Origin of the sequence: Exiguobacterium sp. Helios (assembly GCF_014524545.1) — a bacterium.
Lineage (GTDB): Bacteria > Bacillota > Bacilli > Exiguobacteriales > Exiguobacteriaceae > Exiguobacterium_A.
On the sequence record NZ_CP053557.1, the window covers coordinates 1,534,594 to 1,559,795 of the forward strand.

Annotated in this window: 26 protein-coding genes and 1 other RNA gene; 18 read left to right on the top strand and 9 right to left on the bottom strand. The window is 49.0% G+C overall.

The window, feature by feature from the left end:
• Nucleotides 1-14 precede the first annotated feature (14 nt).
• The 6 genes from HNY42_RS07855 (at nt 15) to HNY42_RS07880 (ending at nt 7,286) form a co-directional block, all read left to right on the top strand.
• The gene (locus tag HNY42_RS07855; protein ID WP_188004136.1) at nt 15-530 is read left to right on the top strand and encodes a GrpB family protein; all 516 of its coding nucleotides are present in this window, start codon (nt 15-17) and stop codon (nt 528-530) included.
• Nucleotides 523-969 (top strand): DinB family protein, encoded by a 447-nt coding sequence (locus tag HNY42_RS07860; protein WP_188004137.1) that lies wholly within the window; start codon nt 523-525, stop codon nt 967-969. The genes HNY42_RS07855 and HNY42_RS07860 overlap by 8 nt, the downstream gene beginning before the upstream one ends.
• A gap of 13 nt (nt 970-982) precedes the next feature.
• Nucleotides 983-1,852, top strand: coding sequence for an alpha/beta fold hydrolase (locus HNY42_RS07865; RefSeq protein WP_188004138.1), 870 nt, complete (start codon nt 983-985; stop codon nt 1,850-1,852).
• Nucleotides 1,853-2,001: 149 nt separating this feature from the next.
• Nucleotides 2,002-3,126: a GTP-binding protein gene (locus HNY42_RS07870; protein ID WP_188004139.1), complete on the top strand. Its 1,125-nt coding sequence runs from the start codon at nt 2,002-2,004 to the stop codon at nt 3,124-3,126.
• Between the two features lie 103 nt (nt 3,127-3,229).
• Entirely contained in the window at nt 3,230-4,753 is a 1,524-nt protein-coding gene (locus HNY42_RS07875; RefSeq protein WP_188004140.1) for a cardiolipin synthase, read from the top strand.
• A 157-nt stretch (nt 4,754-4,910) separates the two neighbouring features.
• Nucleotides 4,911-7,286 (top strand): glycoside hydrolase family 31 protein, encoded by a 2,376-nt coding sequence (locus HNY42_RS07880; RefSeq protein WP_131502844.1) that lies wholly within the window; start codon nt 4,911-4,913, stop codon nt 7,284-7,286.
• A gap of 205 nt (nt 7,287-7,491) precedes the next feature.
• On the opposite strand, the gene HNY42_RS07885 is transcribed toward HNY42_RS07880, so the two are convergent.
• On the bottom strand, nt 7,492-8,073 hold the full coding sequence (locus tag HNY42_RS07885) for a DUF1643 domain-containing protein (protein ID WP_131502843.1): 582 nt from the start codon (nt 8,071-8,073) through the stop codon (nt 7,492-7,494).
• A gap of 14 nt (nt 8,074-8,087) precedes the next feature.
• Nucleotides 8,088-8,771 (bottom strand): lytic transglycosylase domain-containing protein, encoded by a 684-nt coding sequence (locus tag HNY42_RS07890; RefSeq protein WP_131502842.1) that lies wholly within the window; start codon nt 8,769-8,771, stop codon nt 8,088-8,090.
• Between the two features lie 345 nt (nt 8,772-9,116).
• On the opposite strand from HNY42_RS07890, the gene HNY42_RS07895 reads away from it, so the two are divergent.
• Nucleotides 9,117-9,539, top strand: a complete 423-nt coding sequence (locus HNY42_RS07895; protein ID WP_131502841.1) for a hypothetical protein — start codon at nt 9,117-9,119, stop codon at nt 9,537-9,539.
• A 144-nt stretch (nt 9,540-9,683) separates the two neighbouring features.
• Here HNY42_RS07895 and HNY42_RS07900 read toward each other — a convergent pair whose 3' ends face one another.
• The 3 genes from HNY42_RS07900 to HNY42_RS07910 all read right to left on the bottom strand — a co-directional run bounded on the left by HNY42_RS07900 (nt 9,684) and on the right by HNY42_RS07910 (nt 11,149).
• Complete coding sequence (locus HNY42_RS07900) at nt 9,684-10,583, bottom strand: hypothetical protein (protein WP_131972986.1); 900 nt, start codon at nt 10,581-10,583, stop codon at nt 9,684-9,686.
• A 97-nt stretch (nt 10,584-10,680) separates the two neighbouring features.
• Nucleotides 10,681-10,887, bottom strand: a complete 207-nt coding sequence (locus HNY42_RS07905; protein ID WP_131502839.1) for a DUF2922 family protein — start codon at nt 10,885-10,887, stop codon at nt 10,681-10,683.
• 34 nt (nt 10,888-10,921) lie between these two features.
• The gene (locus tag HNY42_RS07910) at nt 10,922-11,149 is read right to left on the bottom strand and encodes a DUF1659 domain-containing protein (RefSeq protein WP_114596060.1); all 228 of its coding nucleotides are present in this window, start codon (nt 11,147-11,149) and stop codon (nt 10,922-10,924) included.
• Nucleotides 11,150-11,218: 69 nt separating this feature from the next.
• On the opposite strand from HNY42_RS07910, the gene HNY42_RS07915 reads away from it, so the two are divergent.
• From HNY42_RS07915 to HNY42_RS07930, 4 genes are all read left to right on the top strand, one after another.
• Nucleotides 11,219-12,214 (top strand): potassium channel family protein, encoded by a 996-nt coding sequence (locus HNY42_RS07915; RefSeq protein ID WP_233494548.1) that lies wholly within the window; start codon nt 11,219-11,221, stop codon nt 12,212-12,214.
• A gap of 68 nt (nt 12,215-12,282) precedes the next feature.
• Complete coding sequence (locus HNY42_RS07920) at nt 12,283-12,975, top strand: hypothetical protein (RefSeq protein WP_114596059.1); 693 nt, start codon at nt 12,283-12,285, stop codon at nt 12,973-12,975.
• A gap of 59 nt (nt 12,976-13,034) precedes the next feature.
• A complete protein-coding gene (locus HNY42_RS07925) occupies nt 13,035-13,451 on the top strand; it encodes a hypothetical protein (RefSeq protein WP_114596058.1) in 417 nt (138 codons plus the stop codon).
• Between the two features lie 60 nt (nt 13,452-13,511).
• A complete protein-coding gene (locus HNY42_RS07930) occupies nt 13,512-14,855 on the top strand; it encodes a S8 family peptidase (protein ID WP_188004141.1) in 1,344 nt (447 codons plus the stop codon).
• A 55-nt stretch (nt 14,856-14,910) separates the two neighbouring features.
• Here HNY42_RS07930 and HNY42_RS07935 read toward each other — a convergent pair whose 3' ends face one another.
• Complete coding sequence (locus HNY42_RS07935; protein ID WP_233494547.1) at nt 14,911-15,354, bottom strand: hypothetical protein; 444 nt, start codon at nt 15,352-15,354, stop codon at nt 14,911-14,913.
• 134 nt (nt 15,355-15,488) lie between these two features.
• Here HNY42_RS07935 and rnpB point away from each other — a divergent pair.
• Together rnpB and HNY42_RS07945 are read left to right on the top strand one after the other, a co-directional pair.
• Nucleotides 15,489-15,862: RNase P RNA component class B (gene rnpB, locus HNY42_RS07940), an RNA gene on the top strand.
• A 110-nt stretch (nt 15,863-15,972) separates the two neighbouring features.
• The gene (locus tag HNY42_RS07945; RefSeq protein ID WP_026828599.1) at nt 15,973-17,118 is read left to right on the top strand and encodes a THUMP domain-containing class I SAM-dependent RNA methyltransferase; all 1,146 of its coding nucleotides are present in this window, start codon (nt 15,973-15,975) and stop codon (nt 17,116-17,118) included.
• Nucleotides 17,119-17,864: 746 nt separating this feature from the next.
• Here the strand turns inward: HNY42_RS07945 and HNY42_RS07950 are convergent.
• Both HNY42_RS07950 and HNY42_RS07955 read right to left on the bottom strand, forming a co-directional pair.
• Nucleotides 17,865-19,115 (bottom strand): hypothetical protein, encoded by a 1,251-nt coding sequence (locus HNY42_RS07950; RefSeq protein WP_188004142.1) that lies wholly within the window; start codon nt 19,113-19,115, stop codon nt 17,865-17,867.
• 146 nt (nt 19,116-19,261) lie between these two features.
• The gene (locus tag HNY42_RS07955) at nt 19,262-19,588 is read right to left on the bottom strand and encodes an ABC transporter permease (RefSeq protein ID WP_188004143.1); all 327 of its coding nucleotides are present in this window, start codon (nt 19,586-19,588) and stop codon (nt 19,262-19,264) included.
• A 161-nt stretch (nt 19,589-19,749) separates the two neighbouring features.
• Here HNY42_RS07955 and HNY42_RS07960 point away from each other — a divergent pair, with 161 nt between their 5' ends.
• Both HNY42_RS07960 and HNY42_RS07965 read left to right on the top strand, forming a co-directional pair.
• Nucleotides 19,750-20,364: an SMI1/KNR4 family protein gene (locus HNY42_RS07960; protein ID WP_188004144.1), complete on the top strand. Its 615-nt coding sequence runs from the start codon at nt 19,750-19,752 to the stop codon at nt 20,362-20,364.
• A gap of 36 nt (nt 20,365-20,400) precedes the next feature.
• Entirely contained in the window at nt 20,401-20,874 is a 474-nt protein-coding gene (locus tag HNY42_RS07965; RefSeq protein ID WP_188004145.1) for a GNAT family N-acetyltransferase, read from the top strand.
• 382 nt (nt 20,875-21,256) lie between these two features.
• On the opposite strand, the gene manA is transcribed toward HNY42_RS07965, so the two are convergent.
• Entirely contained in the window at nt 21,257-23,050 is a 1,794-nt protein-coding gene (manA, locus tag HNY42_RS07970) for a mannose-6-phosphate isomerase, class I (protein WP_188004146.1), read from the bottom strand.
• 148 nt (nt 23,051-23,198) lie between these two features.
• Between manA and HNY42_RS07975 the strand changes: the two genes are divergently transcribed.
• The 3 genes from HNY42_RS07975 to celB are packed head-to-tail and all read left to right on the top strand — an operon-like array spanning nt 23,199 to nt 25,183.
• Nucleotides 23,199-23,495 carry a PTS sugar transporter subunit IIB gene (locus HNY42_RS07975; RefSeq protein WP_131502825.1) on the top strand — a complete coding sequence of 99 codons (297 nt, stop codon included), beginning with the start codon at nt 23,199-23,201 and terminating at the stop codon, nt 23,493-23,495.
• A gap of 5 nt (nt 23,496-23,500) precedes the next feature.
• A complete protein-coding gene (locus tag HNY42_RS07980) occupies nt 23,501-23,830 on the top strand; it encodes a PTS sugar transporter subunit IIA (protein ID WP_165871650.1) in 330 nt (109 codons plus the stop codon).
• A 15-nt stretch (nt 23,831-23,845) separates the two neighbouring features.
• On the top strand, nt 23,846-25,183 hold the full coding sequence (gene celB / locus HNY42_RS07985; protein ID WP_188004147.1) for a PTS cellobiose transporter subunit IIC: 1,338 nt from the start codon (nt 23,846-23,848) through the stop codon (nt 25,181-25,183).
• The last annotated feature ends 19 nt before the right edge of the window (nt 25,184-25,202 follow it).

Below are 25,202 nucleotides of genomic sequence, written 5' to 3' on the forward strand. Positions count from 1 at the left end.
GGGGAGCGGATAGCATGCGGCAAGTCATCGTCACACCATATCAAACATCGTGGCCGGAGGCATTTGAACAGGAAGCGGATCGATTAAGAGCCATTTTCGGAGACCGTCTGCTGGCGGTTCATCATATCGGCAGTACATCGGTCCCGGGATTATCGGCTAAACCGATTCTTGATATTCTGCCGGTCGTCGATTCACTCGACGGGATTGAAGCGTTTGACGCAGCGATGGAAAAAATCGGCTATGAAGCGAAAGGGGAGTTCGGGATGCCCGGGCGCCGCTATTACCGGAAGGGCGGAGACGCGCGGACGCATCACATTCATCTTTATGCAAGCGGCAACCCGGAAATCACCCGTCACGTCGTCTTTCGGGATTACTTGCGGGAACATCCGCACGAAGTCGAAGCTTACAGTACAATCAAAGAGCAACTGGCGAACCGGTATCCGGAAGACATCAGCGCCTACATTGCCGGAAAGGACAGCTTCGTTAAAGCGATGGAACAACGGGCACTGGCCTGGCGGTCGCATGACTGATTGGCAACAGGCACTTGACCGGCACGTTGGTGTCGGCGTCCGGACGACACGTGAGCTGATCCGGTTGATTCAGCCGGAGGATTGGGACAAACGTCCGATTTCCGGCAAACGGTCCGTCTATGAAATGGCGGTTCATCTCGCTGTGTTGCTCGAAGCCGATCTGCGGATTGCGACAGGGACGACGGCGGACGAGATGGCACAGTTCTATGCCGTTCCGGTGCGGCCGGAGCAACTTGTCGACCGGCTAGAGCAGTCGTGGCGGTATTATCAAGATCGGCTTACGGCCGATTTTTCGACGGAGACGACCTACTGGGGCGTCACCGATAATTCGACCGGTTGGCTGCTGGAAGCAGCTGTCCACTTGTATCATCACCGGTCACAGTTATTTGATTACTTGAACCTGCTTGGGTATGACATCAAGCTGGATTTGTTTGAATAGGAGAGGATTTATAATGGAACGGATTGTCGATACAGCAGACGGCCGCTTTGATACACGCTTGACGGGGACGGGCAATGTGACATTCATTCTTGATCACGGGATGATGTCGAGTCATTACCAATGGGGCTGGCTCCGCGGAGAATTGTTGAAACAGGGACGGGTCTTTGAATACTCCCGACTCGGTTACGGTCGATCGACCCGTGGCAAAACGAAACGGTTGTTTACGCAACAAGCGGACGAACTGGAACGGGTCCTCGCGTTGCTTGGGATTAAAGGACCGTTCGTCTTCATCGGGCATTCACTCGGCGCCTACATCTCGCTTGAACTCGGACGCCGCCGTCCGGACGAGACGGCCGGAATCGTTCTGCTCGATCCGTCGCATCCGGAAGTCGATGCCGAACTGCCGAACTGGTACGAACGGACGCAGGAGGAATGGAACCGCTTTTTGTATGTTTTAAGTCATGTCCGGCCACTCGCCTGGCTGATTCCGGATGATCTCGGCGCGCGGATGTTTACGAGTCTGCCGGAAGCCGACCGCATTCCGATGTGGCGGAATATGGCACGGAAAAACCACTGGCGGGGGACGCTCGATGAGTGGCAGGCAGTCGAAGCGAATAATCAGCACGTCTTGGAAGTCGTCGAGCATATCACGCCTCCGGTCCTCGTGTTATCCGCATCGGACTGGGCCGGCGGAATGCCTGAGAACTGGCTGAACCCGGAACTGACGAAGCGAATCAATGCGGCGCATGAACGGTTTGCTGCGAGTCTGCCGGACGCGGAATTTCACGTCATTCCGGACACGAATCATTATACGATTGCCGGTTTTTCGGAAGAGGCTGCGACAACGATCGTCCGCTTGATCCGCAACGCCTTTTTTAAATAAGTTTGATTCCTGGATCCCGTTTCCATGACGCCTTGAGGATTGTCATGGAAGCGGGAATTTTTTAATGGTGTAAAACAGCAGTTGACAGGCTAAACCGGAACGATTACTATTTAAAACGTAATGATTCCGATTTAAAAAGGAGACTGTGTATGAATCCGATTCCGATCACCGTCTTGTCCGGCTACCTGGGTGCCGGCAAGACAACTGTATTAAATCATCTGTTGAACAACCGGCAAGGACGCAAGCTTGCCATCATCGTCAACGATATGAGTGAAGTCAATATCGATGCCGTGTTGATTGAACAAGGCGGCTTTTCACGGACGGAAGAATCATTCGTGACGCTATCGAACGGTTGCATCTGCTGTACGCTGCGGGACGATTTATTACTCGAAGTCCGGCGCCTCGTTGATCAAGGCGATATCGACGGCATCGTCATCGAATCGAGCGGAATTTCGGAACCGATTCCGGTCGCCCAGACGTTTACATACCTGGATGAAGACAGTCGGATCGATTTGACGGAGACGACGAAAATCAATGCGATGGTGACGGTCATCGACGGCTATCGTTTTCTGAAAGACTTTGAATCCGGTGAATCGTTGATTGAGCGGCAACAGGCGGTCGACGAGACCGACGTCCGGGAAGTCGTCGATCTCCTCGTCGATCAGGTCGAGTTCGCGGATATCATTTTGCTGAACAAGATCGACCGGTTGACCGAGTCGGAAAAACATGATGTCACAAGCTACTTAAAGGCGCTCAATCCGATCGCCAAACTGATTGAGACGACCCACGGGCAAGTCGATCCGGCTGAGATTCTTGACGTTGATCTGTTTGACTTCGAACAGGCGGCAGCAAGTGCCGGCTGGATCCGTGAGCTGAACGCCGAGGAACACGTCCCGGAAACGGAAGAATACGGCATCAGCTCGTTCGTCTATAAGCGCGATGTCCCGTTTCATCCCGAACGGTTGATGGCGTTGATTGAAGCCTGGCCGGAAGAAATCGTTCGCGCGAAGGGCTTTGTTTACCTTGCGACCCGTCCGGAAATCGCCTTGCTGTTCCATCAGGCGGGATATGCGTCGAATATGGAATATGCCGGACGCTTCGAGTCAGTCGCGGATCGCCGGACGGAACTCGTTTTGATCGGGATTGGTTTCGATCAGGTAACGCTTGAAGCAGAGTTCGACACCTGTCTTGTTCAAGAGGACGAAACGGATTGGGCCAGCCTGAGTGATCCGATTCCGGGACGCGAGCTGTACGATCTGAATTTTTCAAAATAGGTCAACTTTTCAAGAAATCACATCTGTGGTTTCTTTTTTTGCTATATTTTTAGAGAAGAAAGGGAATTAGAAGAACAGAGTACGTTACAGAGGAGGAAGTCTAGTGCGCAATCGGATTTTACAGTTCGCGCTCGTGTTTTTAGTCGCAGGCGGAATCATTTGGGGACTATACCAATTGGGCTACCTGTTTTATGTTTTGACGATTTCCGCGACCGTTGTACCCTTGGCCGTCATCATGATTATCTTCATCGAGAACCGGACGGCGGAGTCGACGATTGCCTGGTTTTTAGTTTTGATCTTCTTACCGATTCTCGGTGTCATCATCTGGATGATGTTCGGGCGCAATCCGCGCCGCCGTCGCCGGAACCGGCGGTCGCACGATGAACGGATGTTGCTTAAACAGGCAATCCGTCCCGTCCGGTCGCTCGCGGTCAGTGAGTTGCCGCCGAACCACCTGAAGCTTGCCAATACGATCCGTAACTTTGGCGGTGGTGGGGTCGACGTCCATACAGCCAGTCAAATCCTGACGAACGGCAACGAGACGTTCCCGGAAATTCTACGGATGATCCGCTCCGCCAAGCATCATGTTCACATCCAGTATTACATTTACCGGAACGACGAGACCGGGCAGGCGATCCGCGAAGCATTGATTGACCGGTTGAACGACGGAGTCGAAGTCCGGTTCATGTTTGACGGTCTTGGCAGTTACATGCTCGGCGAAGGATTTTTGAAACCGCTCCGGGAAGCCGGGGCGAAGATTGCCGCCTACGATCCGATTTCCAGTCCGTTGTTCATCTTTACGGCGAACTTCCGCAATCACCGGAAAATCGTTGTCGTCGATGGAAAAATCGGTTTTACCGGGGGGCTGAACGTCGGCGACGAGTATGACGGAAAAAGTAAGAAGTTCGGCTTTTGGCGCGATACCCACCTCCGGCTCGAAGGACGGGCCGTCAAGGAACTGCAGGCGACGTTCCTTGACGATTGGCTCTACGCCCATTTAGAAGGCAGTGATACGTGGGAGACGTTTGCCGGCGAAGGGGCAATCGATCAGTACTTCCCGAAACACGATGTCGAGACCGACGGCGCGGTCCAAGTGGTGACGAGTGGACCGACGTCAAAAGATCCGGCGATCCGGAACGCTTTGATTGCCGCCATCATTTCGGCTCAGCGGTCAATTTGGATTTCAACACCGTATTTGATTCCCGATAACGAGACGATGACACTGCTCCGTCTCGCGGCCCGTGCCGGACTCGATGTTCGGATTCTGACACCGGGTAAGGGGGACAGTTTTACGTCCTACTATGGAACACGGTCTTATTTCGGACCCTTGCTAAAAGACGGAGTCAAAATTTATACGTACAACCGTCATTTCATCCATGCCAAACTGTTTCTCGTCGACGGAAAGATTGCCGTCGTCGGAACGGCGAACATGGATATCCGGAGTTTCGTCTTGAACTACGAACTGATGGCCTTCATGTATGATTCCGAGAGTGCGGCCCGGCTCGAGCGCGATTTCATCGATGATTTCGACGTCTCGATTCAGTTGTCCTCGGCGGATTATCTCAAACGGCCGATGCGGTTCCGGATCTTTGAATCGTTCTCCCGTTTGATTTCGCCATTGTTATGATGACAAACGCACCATCCTTGATTTTCAGAGGACTGGTGCGTTTTTTGATTAGTTGTGACTTGAAACGGGAACAACAACTCTTATACACTATTAGTGTAATCGGTTGCACATTCATTTTTGGAAGGAAGTGACAAGGACGTTCGCGTCCTGATCCCGTATGCGCACAATTGACGAATCCCATTTCTATACCCGAGACATGAAACCATTGGCACGACCGGAAGCGATTGTTCAAGGAGACACTTACCGCTTCACCGTTCTCACCAGTCGTCTGATTCGACTCGAGTACGCAGCAGACGGTCGATTTGAAGATCGTCCGACCCAAACCGTCTGGAACCGCGATTTTCCGGTCCCCTCGTATCGAATTGTCGAGGACGAGACGGAACTGCAAATCATCACGGAACACGTCCATTTGCATTATACGAAAGGACCTTTTGCGTCGAACACCCTCTACATCGACGTCCTTGGAAACTTCAGTACGTATTACAGCCGCTACACGTTCGGCGGACCCCTCCGGACTCTTAAGGGGACGGCGCGGACGCTTGACCATGCCGACGGTGAGATTCCGCTCGAAGAAGGAATCATCTCCCGCCAAGGCTACGCGGCAATCGATGACTCGGCGTCATTCGTCCTGACGGAAGACCACTTCGTCGAACCGCGTCAGGAAGGGGCGCAGGACATCTATTACTTCGGTTACGGCCATGATTATAAACAAGCCCTAAAGGACTTTTACCGTCTGACCGGTCCGACGCCGATGTTGCCGCGGCAAGTGCTCGGAAACTGGTGGAGCCGGTACTGGAGGTACAACGAAAAAGAATACAAAGATTTGATGACCCGCTTCAAGGCGGAGGATGTTCCATTCTCAGTCAGCGTCATCGACATGGACTGGCATGTGACGGATATTCCGGAGAAATACGGCAGCGGCTGGACGGGCTATACGTGGAACCGTGATTTGTTCCCGGATCCGAAAGGCTTCCTGCAGTGGCTGAAAGCGGACGACCGGATGGTGACGCTCAACCTTCACCCGGCGGACGGAGTCCGTGGTTTTGAAGAGTCTTATGAAGCAATGGCCGTTGCGTTGGGTGTCGACCCGGATACGGAAGACCGGATTCCGTTTGACTTCTCGGACCGCGACTTCATTGAACATTACTTCACGAAACTCCATCATCCGCACGAAGAGGATGGTGTCGACTTCTGGTGGATCGACTGGCAACAGGGGGCGAACTCAAAGATGAAAGGGCTCGATCCGCTTTGGATGCTCAATCATTACCATGCGCTCGATATCGCGCGTGACGGCAATCGTCCGCTGATTTTCTCACGCTATGCCGGACCCGGCAGTCATCGCTATCCGGTCGGTTTCTCAGGCGATACGTTAATTTCCTGGGCATCACTCAAGTTCCAACCGTACTTCACGGCGACGGCATCAAACATCGGTTACGGCTGGTGGAGTCATGATATCGGCGGTCACCAGCGCGGGGAAAAGGACGATGAACTGTCGACCCGCTGGCTACAGTACGGCGTATTCAGCCCGATTATGCGTCTGCACAGTACGATGAGTATCTTTAACGGGAAAGAACCGTGGCGGTATTCGGTCGAATCGGAACAAGTGATGAAGAAGTATTTACGACTTCGTCATCAGCTCGTGCCGTACATCTATACGATGAACGCCCGCAATCACTTTGACGGCTTACCACTCGTCTCTCCGATGTATTATGAACATCCGGAAGAAGAACTCGCCTACGCGGTGCCGAACCAGTACTATTTCGGGACGGAACTGATGGTCACGCCGATCGTCGAACCGATGAATCCGAAGCTGCACGTCGCGGCGACAACGGCCTGGTTACCGGAAGGGGAATGGTTTGATTTCTTCACCGGTCACCGCTACTCGGGCGGCAAACAGATGCGTCTGTTCCGTAAGCTCGAGGATCAAGGCGTCCTCGCGAAAGCCGGAGCCATCGTTCCGCTCGGTCAACACCTCGAACATTCGAACGCGCTCCACAATCCGGAGCATCTCGAACTGCTTGTCTTCCCGGGGGCGTCGAACCGCTTCACGTTATTTGAGGATGATAACGTCGGTGTCGCGCACCGCGACGGGGAAAATGTCGAGACGGCCTTTGAACTCGACTGGGCGGCCCGGACGTTGACGATTGCAACGCCGTTCGGTAAACGGGAACTGTTGCCGGAAAAACGTGAAGTGACACTGATCCTGCGTGGTGTCAACGAAGGACACGTCTCACGGGACGGAGAAGTGCTGCCGAGCCGTTATGATCATCAGACCCAATCGTTGTCGGTTGATCTTGGTGAACTCGGTGAGACGCAAGTCCTGTCGCTGCAGGTCGACATGTCGACGAACGATAACCGGATGGAGCGGCTCTATACCTTCCTCGACCAGGCGGAAATCGGTTATGATCTGAAAGACCGCCTGTACCGTTTGTTGTCCCAACGACTCGATCCGGTCAATATGATGCATCAGTTGCAGGCCCTGGATCTTGAGAAGGATCTGGTCGACTGTCTGCTTGAAATCATGTTGTTCTAAGACTGAATGTAATAAGAGTTGAATGAAGACCACTGAGATTTGCAAACATCAAAAAGAAGCGATGGACACGTCCGTCGCTTCTTTTTTGTGCAGACAATCAGTCTGTACGTGTATGGTATGCCGTAGTGGACAACGAGTGAGCCGGGCAAAAAAAGTCTGCCAAAAAGGTGTTCTTTCGCAACCTGCGGAAAGAACACCTTTAAAATCATTTACGTTTTAATTTCTTCGCCTTCAACTTCATATCCTGATAAGTGATCATCGGGCTGTCGTCGACGGTCAACCGGAGATGGTTCGGTTCACCTTTTGATGTGATACCGGAACAATACAGAATGTCGGCATACTGGTCAAACAGCTTTTCATAAGCCGGCAAATGGTGCATCAGGCGGCCGGGTGAACCCCAACCGCACAAGACGACACCATTCGTTTCCTTGACCCGGCGTAACGTCTGTTCGATGAACTCGTAATTGATTTCGTCGAAACTGGCTTGAGCGAACGGTAAATCTTCACTGACAAGCAGGTCCGGCATCAGGCTGATGATATCGTATTGTTTGATTGGATCTTCAATGTGTTTCTTCATCAAATTATACGCACGCTGCGTCGTCGTTCCGGATAAAAAAGCATCCGTCGTCCGCGGTGTGTAAATCAGGGCGGCCACGTACGCGCCGTCCGTCACATCATCAAAGATGTAACTCCGGAGATAGCGTTTTGTTTTTGCTTCGTCAAACGTCGTCTTGACGCGGATTGACGATTCCTCAATCGTCAATGACGAACGATCGGGTTGTGTCATGGTGGTGCCTCCTTTTAGTTGGTCAAACGTAAGCTGATGCGAAGGAGTTGGGCAAGTGTCTGTTGTTTGAAATCGAGATCGTTCGCATCAATCAATTCGATTTTTTGTTGATAGGCATCGTATTGGTCGAGGACGTCAATGACATACTGTTCACTGCGATTGTATTCAAACAGGGCAGTTTCAAGCGTTCCTCGGTCAGACCGTTTCGTGACGTCATGCTGATTGAGGTACTTTGCTGCCGTGTGGGCGCTGTCCGTCAAATCTGTCGGATCGGCTTTACCGTCTCCGTTTGCATCGACGCCAAGGCCACCATATTGTTTGATGGCTTCTGGATCGGTCAAATCAATTCCGTCATGCTCGATGTCGCCAAGTGACGTTCCACCTTCATACCCCCAACCGACCCACGTTTTCGGCATGAACTGAAAAGGGCCGATTGCGCCGACAGAAGACTGCATCGCGGACGATTTCGAGAAGATGGTCTCGACGCGGTGAATCGCGGCAAGTAACTTCCAATCGACCTCGTACCGGTCACCGGCTTGTTCGTAGATGTCGATATTCTCGGCTGGGACACCGTACTGTCCATAATAGGTGCGATACAGCTCATTTTGGACGCGTTCCCGGTTTTGCCAGTAGATGATGCTACTACCGATGAGGACGATCAGTACGAACAAGATGCTTAATCGAAAAACTTTTCGCATATTGTTCTCTCCTCTTTCTGTGATTCCACTGAATGGTATCATATTTCGCAAGGCGCTAATAGTTTTTTTATGAACTCCGTTCCCGGGCAACGGTGAGAGCGGTCACACCTTCGATGGATCATGTCCGATTTTTAACATGAAACAAGAGCAGAGTGGATTTAAAAAACAGCTAAATGGGAATGAGGATGTTAATTACTGACATCGTCAACACAACGAAAATTTGTTAGACTAAACGTCAGATGAAGTCATCGTTCATTTTTAAGAAATTGACGGTTGCAGGAACTGTTGATGGGCTTGTAAAATGAAGAGGTAAACGCTTACACATCAAAGGAGATGGACGAAACCATGCGAACGATCACTTCCACTGGCGAACGAAAGAAAACAAGTTGGACTCTAAATATCGGGAGTCAACCGAAGTTGATGATGGATGGACTGACGGAGAAAGAAACAGATCAAGAACAACGGATCATCTTCGATCACTTTTACATTCCGACGACGGCTACACTGATTTTTCGGTTCAAGGAGCGTTTCCCGAACCATCTCTGCGAGAACGGGTATGATGTGTATGGAGCAGCAGCATTTGATGAACAGGTCGTGGAACTGATTTCGAACTGGTTCATCGAACTGGTCACCGTCTTGACGGCCATTCAACGCACAAAAGGCATCCAGCACTTTTTGATTGAGGGTGGGGTCGCCAAACGGACGGATTTCCTTCCGACCGTGCGCCGGACCTGCCGGGCACTTGAATCAACGGTTGATATCGCATAATTCCTTTTGACCGACGGCATACGCCGTCGGTTTTTTTTGTGAACAGCAAAACGATCCCCTTCATCGCCGAAACAGATGGGGGGACCGTCATTGAAAAATGATTTTAAAACTAACGAGGAAAAGACTTCCCCGTAGTCGAATGCCTTACATAGGGTTCGAGAAGCTTTTTTCAGCCGCCCGACATGCCCGGAGCAAGGCATCTTTGAAGAACCGGTCTTCCTGCGAGGCGAGCAAACGTGTCGCTTCCTCGTCACCGCGTAACGACTTACCGAGCATCTGGATGACTTTGACCCAGCGCCGGACGTGATCGAGCTGTGGACGACCCATTGCGACGTAGACCGTAAACCAGTCGTTCTGATCACGGCGGATCATCCGTTGGAAGAGTGATTTCGCGAGATCGACTTCTTCCGTTGACGGGACCGTCATCGTCTCGAAGTACTGGCGAAGCGAAGCGATGGCCGTAACATAGGCTTCTTTTACGTCAGCGGACGGTTGGTGTTTTCCGTAGTCGGACGTCGACAGGTGAATCAAGGCCGGTTTCTTTTCAATTCCGGTGATCCAGGCGGACATCGTCTTGCTACTTTTGATGGCTTGACGGTTCGCGACGGGCAGTTTCGCCGTCACTTGGCCGACCTTGCCGATGACGTTGACTTTTCCGTTACGTTCCTGGACTTCCGTCACGGTCATTTCGACCGTGTCGCCCATCTCGAACGGGATGGCTTTCGGTTGCAGTTTTTCACCGGCCGTCAACGGCGCGCGTTTGCGGATCATCCGTAACGCTTCCTGCTCCATCCGGTCGTCGAGCGACCAAAGATGTTCCGGAGGGACGTTTCGGAACCGGCGGCGGCGCACTTTGATGTATTGATCGAGGGCGTCGGCAGCCTGATCCCGGGACATCTCGCCGGTAGCGACCGGTCCGATGATGTCGCGCAATGTGATGGATTCGAGTCGTTCCATGATTCCTTCGAATGGAATCAGCTCCATCACGTAGAGGCTGCTGACGACGAGTTCACATTCGCGGGGCGTAAGAGGGCGTTTGGCCATAAATTGACTTCCTTTCCAGTTGCTTGATGTTTCTAGTATACCAAAAAAAAGTCACCATCACCTTTATTGGTGATGATGACGGAAGAAGTTTTTCAGCTTAAATGACGTAAGGCGATTCCGAACTGTTTTGCAGCTCGGCTTGGCTCAACTTGACGAGCCCGTCATGAAACGGATCGTGGTCGACCATCAATTGTCCGAGCGCCTTGATCTCGGCGACCGACGTGTCTGGTTTCGCACCCGTCAGACGTAAGCGGTACGGTTTTTTAAGTAACGTATCGAATGTCAAAACAATCGTGTGTTCCATCCAATTCCTCCTTCATTAGTGTAGTGAGAGTGAATTAAGCGTTAAGTAAAGCGAAGTCACGGCTGATTTCCGTGTGTGTGTACGAACCGGCAAGCATATTGCCGATGGCTTGACCGATGGATGCGACGACTTGCGGTTCGAGATCCGACCGCAGACCGTTAAAGCGGCGACGGGCGAGAACAGCGTCCCCGTTTGGTGTCACCTTGTCGTTTCGTTCGAAGACGACGACTAGACTGGTTTTGATTTCCTCAGCTTGTGTCATGTGTATCACCTCCTTCGCCCTTATTGACAGGACGAAAACAGCAAATGTTCGGAAAGGGTGAAAAAAAGTATGGTCTGGTTACGATTTTTACGACGGATGTCTTTTTTAAAGATGCGAACGCTCGCCTATGCGTCGTTTCTGTTTGTATTCGGTGTCGCCCTGATCATGTATCTGGCGGAGCCGGACACGTTCGGAACTTACTTCCGGGCTGTCTACTGGACGATGACGACGGTCGTGACGGTCGGGTACGGGGACTTTTTCCCGAATACGGATTTCGGACGTTTCATGACGATTTTCGTCTTCATCTTCGGGATCGGGATCGTCGGGGGTTTGATTTCGAAACTCGTCGATGGTGTCCAACTGATTCGCAATCAAAAGGAAAGAGGGTTATTGCAAGTGAAAGAGACGGGACATACGTTAGTATTCGGCTACAGCCGGCGTTCGAAACACGTCATCGACGAGTTGCTTGAAACGACGGACGTCATCCTGATTGACGATCTTGAGCGGGAACCATTCAGTCATCCGCGGTTCCATTATGTCAGTGGTGATCCGGCGCTTGACGCGACATTACAGCGGGCGAACATCAAAAAAGCGACCCGGGCGATCATTCTCGCCGATCATTCGATTCCACCGGCACTTGCCGACGGCCGGACATTGTTGATTGCCGCGAGCATCGAACGGGCGAATCCAAACATCTATACGATCGTCGAGATGATGCTTGAGGAACATCTTGACAGCTTTGAACAGGTCAAAGTCGATGAAGTGCTGCTCGGTGACGAGACGGTCGCCCGTATGGCGATTCTTGCCGCGTATCATCCCGGCGTCTCGAAAGTCGTGACGAACCTGTTGACGAAGGACGGGGACGGCATGTTTTCGATTCCTGCGAAACCGGAGTGGCAAACGTTTCGGGACGCATTCCACGTCCTGCTCGAAGACGGGGTGACAATTTTGTCGGACGGTAAACGACTCGACTTGAACCGGCGGCTGAACGAACCGATTCCTCCGAATACGACGTTGATTGTCTTATGCAGTGAAGAGACGGCGCAGCGAATCGGGGCTTTATAAGGAAAAGGATTACATTAATTCTTTTTCGGGTATAGTAAATACATTTACTATGCAGAGGAGAAAAGTGTATGACAAACCCACAACCAGAATGGATTCAGGAATTATTTGAGACGGTCGATCAAGGGGAATTAAAAGATGTCCCGAAATTACTCTATATGGCGTTGACATTAGAGCCAAGTTATTTCACAAAAGCAGTTAGTCGGTTAAATCAGCGACTCGAAGTGGAGCAGCTTCAGGAAGTCTCGGAACTGTTGACGGTCTATCGTCAATTCTTCATTTCCGCCAATCCGTCGGAAGAATACTGGTCGATTGCCTGGAACGAATTGATTCAGACGATGCACCATTTCATCGACCGCAATGAAGCACAACAGTTGTTTAAAGAACATATTGATTTAATCGATTGGTGGTCAAGTGAATCGTTATTATCGTTGCCGAGTTGGTTGACGGTACTTGATCTTGCAGAACGAATTGACGCACTTGATCAATTTTCCAGTTACTTACCAGACATTTTTGAAAGTTATGCGCTCGAGACAGCGAAGGATGAACCGTTTGCCCGCCTCGCGTGGTACGCGCTTGCGAGCGGTCAGCAGGATTTACTGACACCGTTCCGGTCACGGATTGAGCAGTCGGACGCACCGGTCATCCGTTCGCTCGCAGAAGCGGATTTACTTGATCAAATTGATACGACAAGGGTTCGTATGTTAAAGTCAAAGGATAACGAACCGATAGAATTGATGTTTGATCGAAAATGGACATTATAAATTAACCCATAGAAAGTGACATCTAGATACTGCATGAATTTAATTCAAGGGGTGTAGGGATGATACACGTCAATTTGCCGCAAGGTGATTATGTCGTTTTGGTTGAAATCAACCGGGAAGTCTTATTGTGCCACTCACTCGAAGAGGCCGAGCAGGCGGAACGGGATCGATATGAACTGGTTGGTCGGATGAGCGAACGGTTGCCGTCTGAAGTAATCGGTCCGTCGATTGCTGATTTTGTTCGGTTTTCCACCGGTTTCATCGGGGAGGCCGTGACGTGGAGCGAGGCAGAGGAAGCATTCTTCTGCCAACAGTTCGAAACGTTTGACGGCTCACCACTCGGTGAAGATTTGACCGGGATTGATGCCAAGCGTTGGCGTGCCGTTCTCGTCCGTTATTACTCCTATGTCACGATCGGAAAAATCATTCCATTTGAAGTCAGCGAAGAATCCGATGGGACGGTACCATTTTTTTAGTCTGTTTGGATCAGCACATCAATAGAATCGGCGTGTCAAAAGAGAAGGGCAGGGTCCACAATGAAAAAGAAACTTGCACTACTCACATTTGCTGTCGTCGTAGGGTTACCTACTTCTGCGTTCGCTAATTCTCAATATGTGCAGTATGATCCGACATTTAACGAGCAACAAAAACAAACGTGGCTTGCGGAACAGGGGCTGCAGGAAGTCCGGGAGTTGAAGCAGGACGGGTTCTCACTCGTCGAACCGTTGCCGCATGTCGACAAAGAAGATGTCGATGCCGACCTGATTCCAGTCAGTGTCGTTGAAAAGGCGACGGATTCCGCGCAATTGCAGCAGACATATCTCGATCAATCGCGTATTCCTACTTACTGGAAGTACAGTCGCGGTAAATCCGATGTTCGTGTTGCGGTCATCGATGATGCGATTGATGTCAATCATTCCGAGTTTAAAAACGTCATCTATAAGACGACGACGATTTCCGGCATCCGGAAACCGGACGATCACGGGACGCATGTCGCGGGAATCGTTGCGGCGGCGGAAGACGGCAAAGGAACGGTCGGTGTCGCATCCGGTGTCAAACTGATCGGCGCCGACGTCTTTGATGGCGACTTCGCCAGTTCAATCGATATCGGGGACGGCGTATTGTATGCCATTTCCCAAGGCGCCGACGTAATCAACCTGTCGCTTGGTCAATACGAATACGATCCGTACATGGAAGCCGCGATTAAAAAGGCGGAAGCGAAAAATATCGTCGTCGTCAGTGCGGCCGGGAACGACGGACGCAATAAACTGTTATTCCCTGCTTCGATGAAATCCGTAATTGCCGTCGGTTCGGTCGGGACGCTCGGACGTGCCTCGACCTTCTCGAACTACGGTAGAGGGCTGAACATCATGGCACCGGGAGAAGGCGTTTATTCGACGATGGTCGGCAACAAGTACGGTTATCTCGACGGCACATCGATGGCGACACCGATCGTCAGCGGTGTCATTGCGCTTGCGAAATCGAAGAATCCGTTCATTACGAACAGTACGCTCCGCAGCAAGCTGTATGTGGCAGCGGCGAAAAAGACGGGAGATACGTCGCTGCATTACGGGACAGGCCGTCTGAATGCCGGGATGCTCGCAACGATTCCGTCACCGGTCTCGAAAGTGTCCGTCCCGTCCGTCTTAAAGCCTAATCAGCCGTTCGCGCTTTATTTTGATGAGTATTCAAACGCGAAGACGCTGACCCGCCTGTATAAGGACGGGAAAATCGTCAAGACGTTCACAAGTGAGTATTTGCGCAACGGCACGCATAAGTATACGTATGCCTTAAAAGAAGCAGGGACGTATAAACTCGTCTTTGCGACATCGAGCGGGCGTCATACACGTGTGACGGAGCGGGTCATCACCGTCAAATAACAACAAAAAAGCCGTCTCACCTGAGGAGAGACAGCTCGTTAAGGACTCAAAGTATTTACTTTGGGTCTTTTCCTTTTTTATAGATGGGCGTCGGAACGTCTAGCGTTTCGCCGGTCCACTGAATCGTTGCTTCCATTTTGTAGCCGGTATCGTCTTCATGGATGAACGACAGGCGTCCTGAATCGATTAGCTGATACAAGCCGTATTCGACCTGATTCGCCCACGACCGTAACGTCATCGCTTCATCGTACAGCGGAATCTGTTGTGGGAACCGTTCATTCATCAATAAGATGTCATGCTGGTCAAAATGGTAACTCCGTTTCGAAAATGCATCAGGTTGTTTTACATTAAATGGCTCGAACGCATGGATGAGTTCACCCTTGCGGTAAAAGGCAAAAATGCCGTTCCGGAGATGAAGGGCCTTGATTTCATCAATCTCGATCAAGAACGTCAACTTCCGTACGGTACGCTGGTTCGTACCAGAGCGTCTTTTTTTCATGGTATATGCCCCTTTCTGAACCATTGTACTATACCGTAAAATCAGGAAGAATTGCAACTTTTCCGCCCACTAAACGTGAAATACCTCTTGCTAGAAACGCTCGCGTGCGCTACACTGTTAAGCAGTGACTATGTTGGTTCGGACAATTGCGGGGCACTCCGGTGCTTTGAGGAAAGTCCATGCTCGCACAACCTGCGATGGTTGTAGTGATCGTGCTACACGAAAAGATAAGTGTAGGCAGCGTCGTGCTGACGGCAGAAGGAACGCCTAAGTCTTCTGATATGGCCGAAACTTCTTGAAAGTGCCACAGTGACGGAGCCTTACTGGAAACAGTAAGGGTGGAACGAGGTAAACCCCACGAGCGAGAAACCCAAATTTGGTAGGGGAATTTCCGGAGCGGAACTGAACGCGAAGGAGAGCGTATGTAAATACGGAGATAGATGATTGTCGCCCGCGTGTGAGGGTCAAACCGTTTGCAACACTAGGGAACAGAACATGGCTTACAGGACCACATAGGCTGTTATTTTTACTTTGAACGAGAGTCCAGGTCCAACTGGGCTCTTTTTTTATTGAAATGATTTTTGGAAATTTTAGAAACAGGTAGGAGCGTGAACAATCATGGCAAAACGTTTAGTCATCGCGACGGCGGCAATGGGAATCGAATCCCTCGTCGCCAAGGAAGTCCGCGATTTAGGATACGAGTGTACGGTCGAGGACGGAAAAGTCTACATCGATTGTGAGCTTGAGGACATTCCCCGTCTCAACCTTTGGTTACGGACAGCGGACCGTGTCAAACTCGTCGTCGCGGAATTTAAGGCGACATCATTCGAAAAATTATTTGATCAGGTCAAAGACCTCCCGTGGAGCGAACTGTTGCCGTGGGAAGCGAACTACGTCGTCAACGGCCGCTCGGTCAAATCGAAGTTGTTCTCGATCCGGGACTGTCAGAAGATCACGGAAAAAGCAATCGTCTCGCACATGCAGGAAGCCTACAACATGGGCGATGAGTGGTTACCGAAAACCGGTGCCAGCTTCCCGATCGAAGTCGCGCTTCTAAAAGACATCGCGACGCTGACGATCGATACGTCAGGCGATGCCCTCCATAAACGCGGTTACCGCGAGTTTCATTCGGCGGCACCGCTGAAAGAAACGATGGCGGCAGCGATGCTGATGCTGACGAACTGGAAGCCGGACATGCCGCTGTACGACGTCTTTACGGGATCCGGGACACTGGCGATCGAAGCAGCCATGATCGGCCGTAACATCGCACCGGGGATCAACCGCGAATTCGCGTCGCAGGAATGGGCCTGTATTCCGAAAAAAGCCTGGTTCGATGCAATCAAGGAAGCAAACGACAAAGCCGAGTGGGACAAGCCACTCAAAATCTATGCCAATGATACGGATCCGGAGATGGTCAAGCTCGCGAAACAAAACGCCGAGCTCGCAGACGTCCGCGACGCGATCAATGTCATGCAACGCGACGCGGCCGACTTCAAGCCGAAGGAAGACTTTGGTGTCATCATCGGGAACCCGCCGTACGGGGAACGTCTGGAGGACGCACGTGAAGTCCATCAGCTGTACCGGAAGATCGGCAATGCGTTCCGTGAATTCCCGTACTACAGTGTCTATATGATCACGTCGTACGTCGAGTTCGAAAAAGCATTCGGCCGCCCGGCGACAAAACGCCGTAAGCTGTATAACGGAAATATCGAAGTTCAGTTCTACCAGTATTATGGTTTACGTCGGAAAAGACCACAGTCTTAAGCGGTTTTCAAGGGTAGGGAAGTCGCTAGTTCCCATTCAGTTCCCACTTTTTTTATTTTTCTGCCGAATATTCACGAACCGCTCTGTTGAGCGGTTTTTTGTCGTCCAATGAAGATGCGAACTGAGAAGCCATATTTCTCTTGTTGAATTCGTGTCAGTTCCTTGACGCTTTCACTCAATTTCGTCATCTTTGAGAATGGGTTCAGGTGATGGTCCGTGAAGTCCCATCCGTTTCATCCAAGAAAACAGAACGATCATGATGGCCCGGTAGGAGTTGATGGTCGATGCCTTGAGTCCTTTTTTGTCCCGCTCGATGAGTACACGCTGGGTATACGGTGGTGTGTGACTTTCTTCGATTAGAGTTCTTGAACTAAAGTAGCGGTATTCCCTTGACGATGTTTTGATACGAATGATAGGTCTTTTTCACTTTGCTCAGGCGAATGTGTTTTTCCAAACAAACGACGAACAGGTCTTCCATACGACGCTTATTGATCATCTGACGGATGAAACCCTCTCGTCGTTTTCGGAGTTGGTCTGCCACCAAAAACTCGACTTTCTTCTTATGTTCAGACGAGTAGGCGAGTTGAACGCGTTTCCTAGTCTTGTCAAATCCCGGATTGATTCGTACTTTCCATCGGCCGTTTGGTTGCTTGGTGATTTTTATATTCTTATTCTTATCCTTTGACGTACATATGTTCTATTCTTAGTTATAAAAAAGGCACTTGGGTGCCTTCAGTGTAATACGGTTAGTTCCTTTGTTCATCTGCGTTTTCTTTAAAATATTTGCTGTATGCCGAAACGTCAGGATGAGTGAGTTTCTCCATCATACTAAAGTTCTGTTTGATGGCACTCACGAGTTGTGCAGCATCCGGATAATCCTGTTTGTCGATGCTATAAAACTGTTGTTGAAGTTCCTCATAAATCTGATTCATTTCAGCTTGGTTAGTGGCAAGTTGTTCTGTCGTGGCGCCAATATCAGACGGTGTACTTGTTTGTTGTAACTTTGTGATTTCTTGACCAGTGTGATCCATCATTTCTTTCAAGCTGAATAGCGAAGACGATAGTGGGGCGGTGATGAGGTCCCCCTTCGTACCAACCATGACGCTAAGTTCTTCGATTTTGAAAGAGAGTTGATCGAATCCTTGCGTAATGATGAATGTACTATTGACGATGGCGGGAGCATCATATGAAATAGATTGTTCAGCTTCTGTTTGCGGTTCTTCCACTGCGTCTTCCGTGACTGGTTCCGCAACGATCGGTTTCTCTTTTTTCACGGAATCAGGTTGTTCTACTACATCATTCGTAGCACCATCTCGCATGTTGTAACGGGATTCATCCATGTTGTCGAAGTTGATAGGGGAGCGAATACCTTCACGTAACTTCTTATCGACATTCAAGAAGATGCCAGGATGTAGCCAGTACCCGTCTGCTTTTTGAAAATAACGCTTCCTATCAACGAGAACCATGTCCGTGAAGTTATCAAGATTCATCTGATCCAGTGTATTGCGGGTATAAAAAGATTTGAATACCGTATCTAACTTCTCATTCCCGTTATCGTCTGTCATCACGGTAGGGCGTTCAAAAGCGAATAAATCAAAGTTTTGGTTCGAATAAAGATCCTCAATCAGGTTGATTGAATCATAGGCGTATTCTTCCAAAAGAGAATTGTCACTCCAAAATGCCGAATCTTTATAGGTCACAATCAATGCTTTATCTCGCACGACGACCTTATCAATATTCTCATCATACAATTTCAAGTCGTTCTCGATTGTGTCCGGCGCCGAGTTTTTCAAATCTGTACTTTTGATTTCTGGCTGCTTTTCAGCAGTTGTTTTTTTCTCATCAGCCACTTTGATTTCCTTCTTAGGTTCATCTGCGATTTTGCTTTGATTGTTTATAGCCCCTAAAAATGCACCAATCATCAGCACGACAAAGATTGCGATCAAAGTCAATTTCCCGCTAAGTGTAGAACGTTGCTTATCTAAACGTCTTTTCACGAAGTCCCTCCTTGTTCCATAAAATTAATTGAGTTAATTGTAAAATTGTTGTTTCTGAAAATAGAGACACTTTGTTCAATGAGTTTATACAGATTTATCTGTTCTTTAATTTAATAAGATAAATTTACTTCATATTTTTGTATTCATCATCGTTGATTTAGTTGACGTTTTCTAATGAAGTTCGTAATCACTATTACAAGACCGACAATAAAATAAAGGATTCCGTTACCAACGATAACGAATCCAATAAAAGCTGCTGAAAAAGCAGCCCCAAAACCCTCTCCGTCCGCACTGTAGTCTATCTTTAAAAAGATAGAACCTGATATTAAAGCAATGATTGGTCCAAGAAATCCGATTATTAAACCGGATCCCCATAAGGGCATTTTACCTTTCCTGTATAAAAGAACAGCCGACAAATTTAATACGATTAAGCTTGATATTAGAACACTCCAAACTAGTCCATCACCACTCATTCAAAAACCTCCTTCCTTTTAAAAAAGGTAATATATGTATTTTTTATTGAGTTGATCATATCATAAACGCGAGAAGTTGGTATCTTTATTTCCAATTAAAGGTATAGAATGAAGAGAATGCTTTTATGTAGGAGCAGTTCGAAAATTGAGGAGGATATAAGATGAAACCGATTGAAAGAACCTTGACTTTGCTCAAACAAATGTTTAAAGATGAGCCGAGATTTATTATGGGAAGATACGGTAGAAACGGATGGGCAACTTGTAGTTTTAATAAACCTTTAACTTCTCAAGAAATTGAATCCTGCTTGTCTGAAGATAATTTTTCTTTACCGAATGACTATAAACATTTTTTAACGTTGCATGATGGATGTGGCTTATTTAGAACTGAATCTGATCTAATCCTAGAATTGTTTTCTATTAAGGAAATGCTGGAAATGTCGGAAGAACACCATTCAGAAGACGGTCTCCTTTCAGAAGGAAACTACTGGATCATAGGTCAAATAGATGAGAATTGGATTTTAATTGATAAAAATCAATGTACGGATGCAGAAGAATCCTTTAAAAAACCATATATCACAGTTGTGCATCCATCAGATGGTCTCGATATGGCGGTTCCATTAAATTTAAATTTCGAATGTTTTTTAGAACGCGCTATTATTGCCCAAGGCGAATACTTTTGGGAGTGGTTAGAAGACACTGAGCTAACTGTAATATACGATGATGCTTCTACATATGAAGAAGTTGACGAAACACTTTACCTTGAAAATAAAAAATAAAGCATTCTGAGTGATTTTAAAAAAGGAGAATGTATGATGACCTATACCTTTTTACCGCTGACGCAAAATCAGGCGGAACAGATTGCCTATGACTGGACATACGAGGGTGACTTTGCCTTCTACGATATGCCGAACGACCAAGAAGACTTGGCGGAATTTCTCGATCCCAATCAACGGACGGAACATTATTATGCGGTGATGAATGGAACACAACTAATCGGATTTTTTGTATTTGAGCTCGGACAGGACAGCCTTGATGTGGCACTGGGGATGCGTCCGGATTTGACGGGGCAGGGGAACGGTACAACGTTTTTAGAAAGCGGTCTTGCCTTTGCGATCGAGAAATATCAACCACATCAAATCGAATTAGCCGTCGCGACGTTTAACGAACGGGCAATCCGGCTGTACACAAAAAGCGGTTTTGAGCCGGTCGAACGGTTTCAGCAGGAAACGAACGGCGAAAGTTATGAATTCGTCAAAATGCGTCTACACACAGGAATGATGAAATAAAATCAAACAGCTGATGATTTTTTATGATGCCGCGGGTTTTGATTTTGTTGGGAACTTTACGGAGCATTCTTTTCAAGAGATAGAAATCATCGATGACTAAAACTGATTCAAATACGATCAATTGAGGTCAGGAAGTATCGTGGGTAGTCTGATTGCTTTTGCATTCTATAGTTCGAAGAAGATGTTGAAGAACTGAACTACCAAATGCATTCACTGCCATAACAAAGGAAAATTCAGTCTACATATTTCCTAAAAGAGGAGCCTTCACATGAAATTGATGTGCAGGCTCCTCTTTTTTAGATTCCTAAATAAAAACAATCAGCGAAAGTTCTAATAAAGAGGACATCTTTGAGATGAAAAAGTCTGTGGGGTAGTGGACGAATTAATCGATATATGCCGCCCCGATGACTCCTGCATGACCCTCCAGCGTCGCGAGACGAATGTCGATAGTTGATCGGAGCGCCGGATAAACCAGTCCGCTGACTGCTTCAAGCAACTCTTCCCAATACAAATCGGCTGATCCGGTAACACCGCCGCCGATGACGATGACATCTGGATCAATCGTGTGGATGATATTGGCGAGTCCTGTCGCCAGGTGGTTGATGAAACGAGTCCGTTCCTGTGGGTCCTCGAGTAACAGTTCGATGGACGACGCCCGCTTTTCTAAAGCACGTGATTGAAGAGCTGTGCCGCTGGCTAGTCCTTCAAGCGAACCGGCATTAAGCACAGGATGAACCGGACCGGATGAATCGATGATCGTATTGCCGATTTCTCCAGCATACCCATGTGCCCCGCGGATGAGTTTTTTCTCATAAACATATCCGCCTCCGATCCCTGTGCTGACCGTCACGTAATAGACAGAAGAGTACGGTTGACCCGCTCCGAACAATGCTTCGCCGAGTGCTGCGGCATTCGCATCATTCTCAAGCGACACCGGGATGTCGAACATCGAGGATAGAGGGGTGACGAGATCGACGTCATCCCAACCCGGCAGATTCGGAGGAGACAGGAGATGGCCGGTCTTGGTATCGAGCGGACCAGGTGCGGCGATACCGATTGTCGTCAGCTGGAATTCGTCCGAGAACAGTTGAATGGCTTGTTTGATGTGAGAGATAGTTTGTTCCGGACCGGCTGCCGGACGTGTCGGAAATGACAGCTGTTTGATGATGGTATCTTGATCGACGACGGCGACCCGTGTTTGAGTGCCACCTAAATCGATACCGATCCGGAGCGGACGAGTTATTTTTAGTGCGGGACCGGTGACGATCAGAAGTCCTGTTCCAGAGACGGTATGCTCGCTGTTGGCGGGTAAGAGGACCGTTGTGCCGACCGATAATTTGATACCATTCAATTCGATCGTTCCTTCAATGACCGTAATGATCTGGAACAAAGGGGATGACTCCAAGGTATGTGTCTGGCGGATGGTCCATTCTTCGACGAAGAAATCAGGTGTCTGCGTCAGTCTTTTGCGGAAGGGAGACAAGAAAACAGGAGATTCCACATAGTGAAAATGCGGGAAACGGATGACACGTCGGGCTTGCTCGAGATGAAGAGGACGTTTCACTCCTGTCACAGGATCAAGACGATCATAATCATACAGCCGGTATGTCGTATCTGAACTTTGTTGGATTTCAAGGACGACGCAGCCTTTCGTCAAAGCATGGACCGTTCCGGCCGGGACATAGAAGAAGTCACCTTTTGAGATCGGGACGTGTTTCAGCGATTGGACTAAGGTTCCCTGGTCGATTGCCGTATCAAACTCGGATGGTGAGGACAGGGAATGACCATAGATGAGCGTGGCATTCTCTGGACAATCGATGATGTACCAACATTCATTCTTACCGAACGGCTGGTCTTCATAGCGTCTGGCATCTGAATCGGTCGGATGGACTTGGACGGATAAATCCGTCGAGGCATCAATCCACTTCAACAAAAGCGGGAAGTCGGAGTCCGTCTCCCTTCCGAATATTTCAGGGTGGTTTGACCATAATTCTTCCAGTGTCATGCCTGCCATCGGACCGGAGCGGACGGTCGTCATACCGTTCGGATGACTGGCGAGCGTCCAGACTTCGCCTGTCCGTTGCTCATCTGAAATGGAAAACCCATACTGTTGAAGCTTCTGACCACCCCATATCCGCTCTTTTACGATGGGTTCAAAAAAAATCGGTTTCTGCATGCTTCATTCCTCCTTCAATCTGTTTTCAATGACAACTCTACACTTTTGATAAATAAAAATAAACAAAATAATTATCAAGTATAGACATGGGTTTGAAAATCCGTATAATCAAATGTGTAAGCGATTTCAAAAAAGGAGGAAATATCAAATGAAAAAAATTATGTTGGCGTGCAGCTCGGGAATGTCGACGAGTATCCTGGTATCGAAAATGCAGGAACATGCGAAGGGAATCGGAGAAGAAGCCAAGATTTGGGCAGTGGGTCAAGATCAGGCATTGAAGGAGATCGACGGTGCTGATGTCATTCTGATCGGACCTCAAATGCGCTTTTTATTATCGAAATTTCAAAAGGCGACAGATAAGCCGGTCGAAGTGATCGATATGATGGCATATGGAATGGCTGACGGAAAAGCGGCGTACGAACAAGCCGTAAAATTAATGGGGTGAACAATATGCCGACAAATGAACAGACGATCGAACAAGTAGCGTTCATGATGATTTTGCACAGCGGAAATGCACGAAGCACAATCCGCGAAGCCATCGAAGTATACAAAGAGGGCACTTTTGAAGAGTTTGATCAATTACTGACCAGTGCACGTTCGCAACTGCAGGAAGCGCACCAGGTTCACTTCAGCCAAGTCCAAAAGGAAGCAAATGGTGAACCGACGACGTTATCTCTTCTCTTGTTGCATGCAGAAGACCATTTGATGTCGACACAGACGATGCTTGATTTAACCTCAGGGCTCATTGAGCTCATGGAACATAAGTTTTCTAAAAAATAATAAGGAGTGTTTGAGATGACTGAGAATAGTAAGTGGTTCGACCTGTTGAGTCGTTTCCTGATGCCGATGGCGGCATTTTTGAATAACAGTCGTTACCTGCAAACGTTACGTGATGCGTTCATGCTTGCTTTTCCGATTACGATGTTCGGTTCGTTGATCGTCGTCGTCGCCAATCTGCCGTTTCTTGATAAGTTCATGTCTCCCGGCGTACTCGATGCCTTCAAGACGTCACTCGGAAATGCACCGTCCGCGACGATGGGAATCATGTCATTGTTTGTGGTGTTTGGAATTGGCTATTATCTTTCTAAAAGTTACGAAGTTGAAGCCGTATTCGGTGGTGTCATCGCTTTAGTCTCGTTCTTATTACTTACTCCGTTTTTTGTTTCAGTTGAAAATGTCACAGGTCCGGTCGGAAACGTCATTCCACTCGACCGTTTAGGTGCGAAAGGCATGTTCCTTGCCATGATCACCGGATTCTTGTCAGGAGAAATCTACCGCTTCGTCGTCCAAAAGAACTGGACGATCAAAATGCCGGCCGGCGTACCGACCGCGGTCGCCAAATCGTTTTCGGCCCTCGTTCCAGCCTTGTTGACCCTCACGATTTTCCTCGGGATCAACATTGCAGTCACTTCTATTTTGAACACGAACTTACATGACCTTATCTTTGATCTCGTTCAAAAGCCGCTCGTCAATCTAGGAAATGGACTCGTCCCGACCTTGATCGCGATTTTCTTTGTCCAGCTGTTTTGGTTTTTCGGTCTGCATGGTCAGGTCATCGTCAACTCGGTGATGGACCCGATTTGGAACACGCTGTCTCTCGAAAACCTGAACGCCTACACATCGAACGGAGAAATTCCGAACATCATCAGCAAACAGTTTATCGAGATCTATACCGTCGGGATCGGCGGATCAGGTTCGACATTGGCTGTTGTCGTCGCCATCCTGTTGTTCATGCGCTCCAAACAATTGAAACAAATCGGGAAGCTGTCGATTGGACCGGGTGTCTTCAACGTCAATGAACCGATGATTTTCGGACTCCCGATCGTCATGAATCCACTCATCATGATTCCGTGGATCGTCGCACCGCTGATTACTGTCACCGTGACGTACTTCGCCATGTCATCCGGTCTCGTTCCTCCTCCGACCGGTGTCGCCGTTCCGTGGACCGTTCCGATGTTCATCAGTGGAATGATGGCGACGAATTCCCTTGCCGGCGGGTTATTACAGCTCGTCAACTTCGCCATCATCATGGCCGTATGGTTCCCGTTCCTCGTTTTCATCGATCGTCTGAACCTGAAGAAGGAAAGAGAAGAAGAAAAGGCTGCACAAGAGAAGGACCAACAAATCGGTTAAGTGAAAACTACAGATGGGA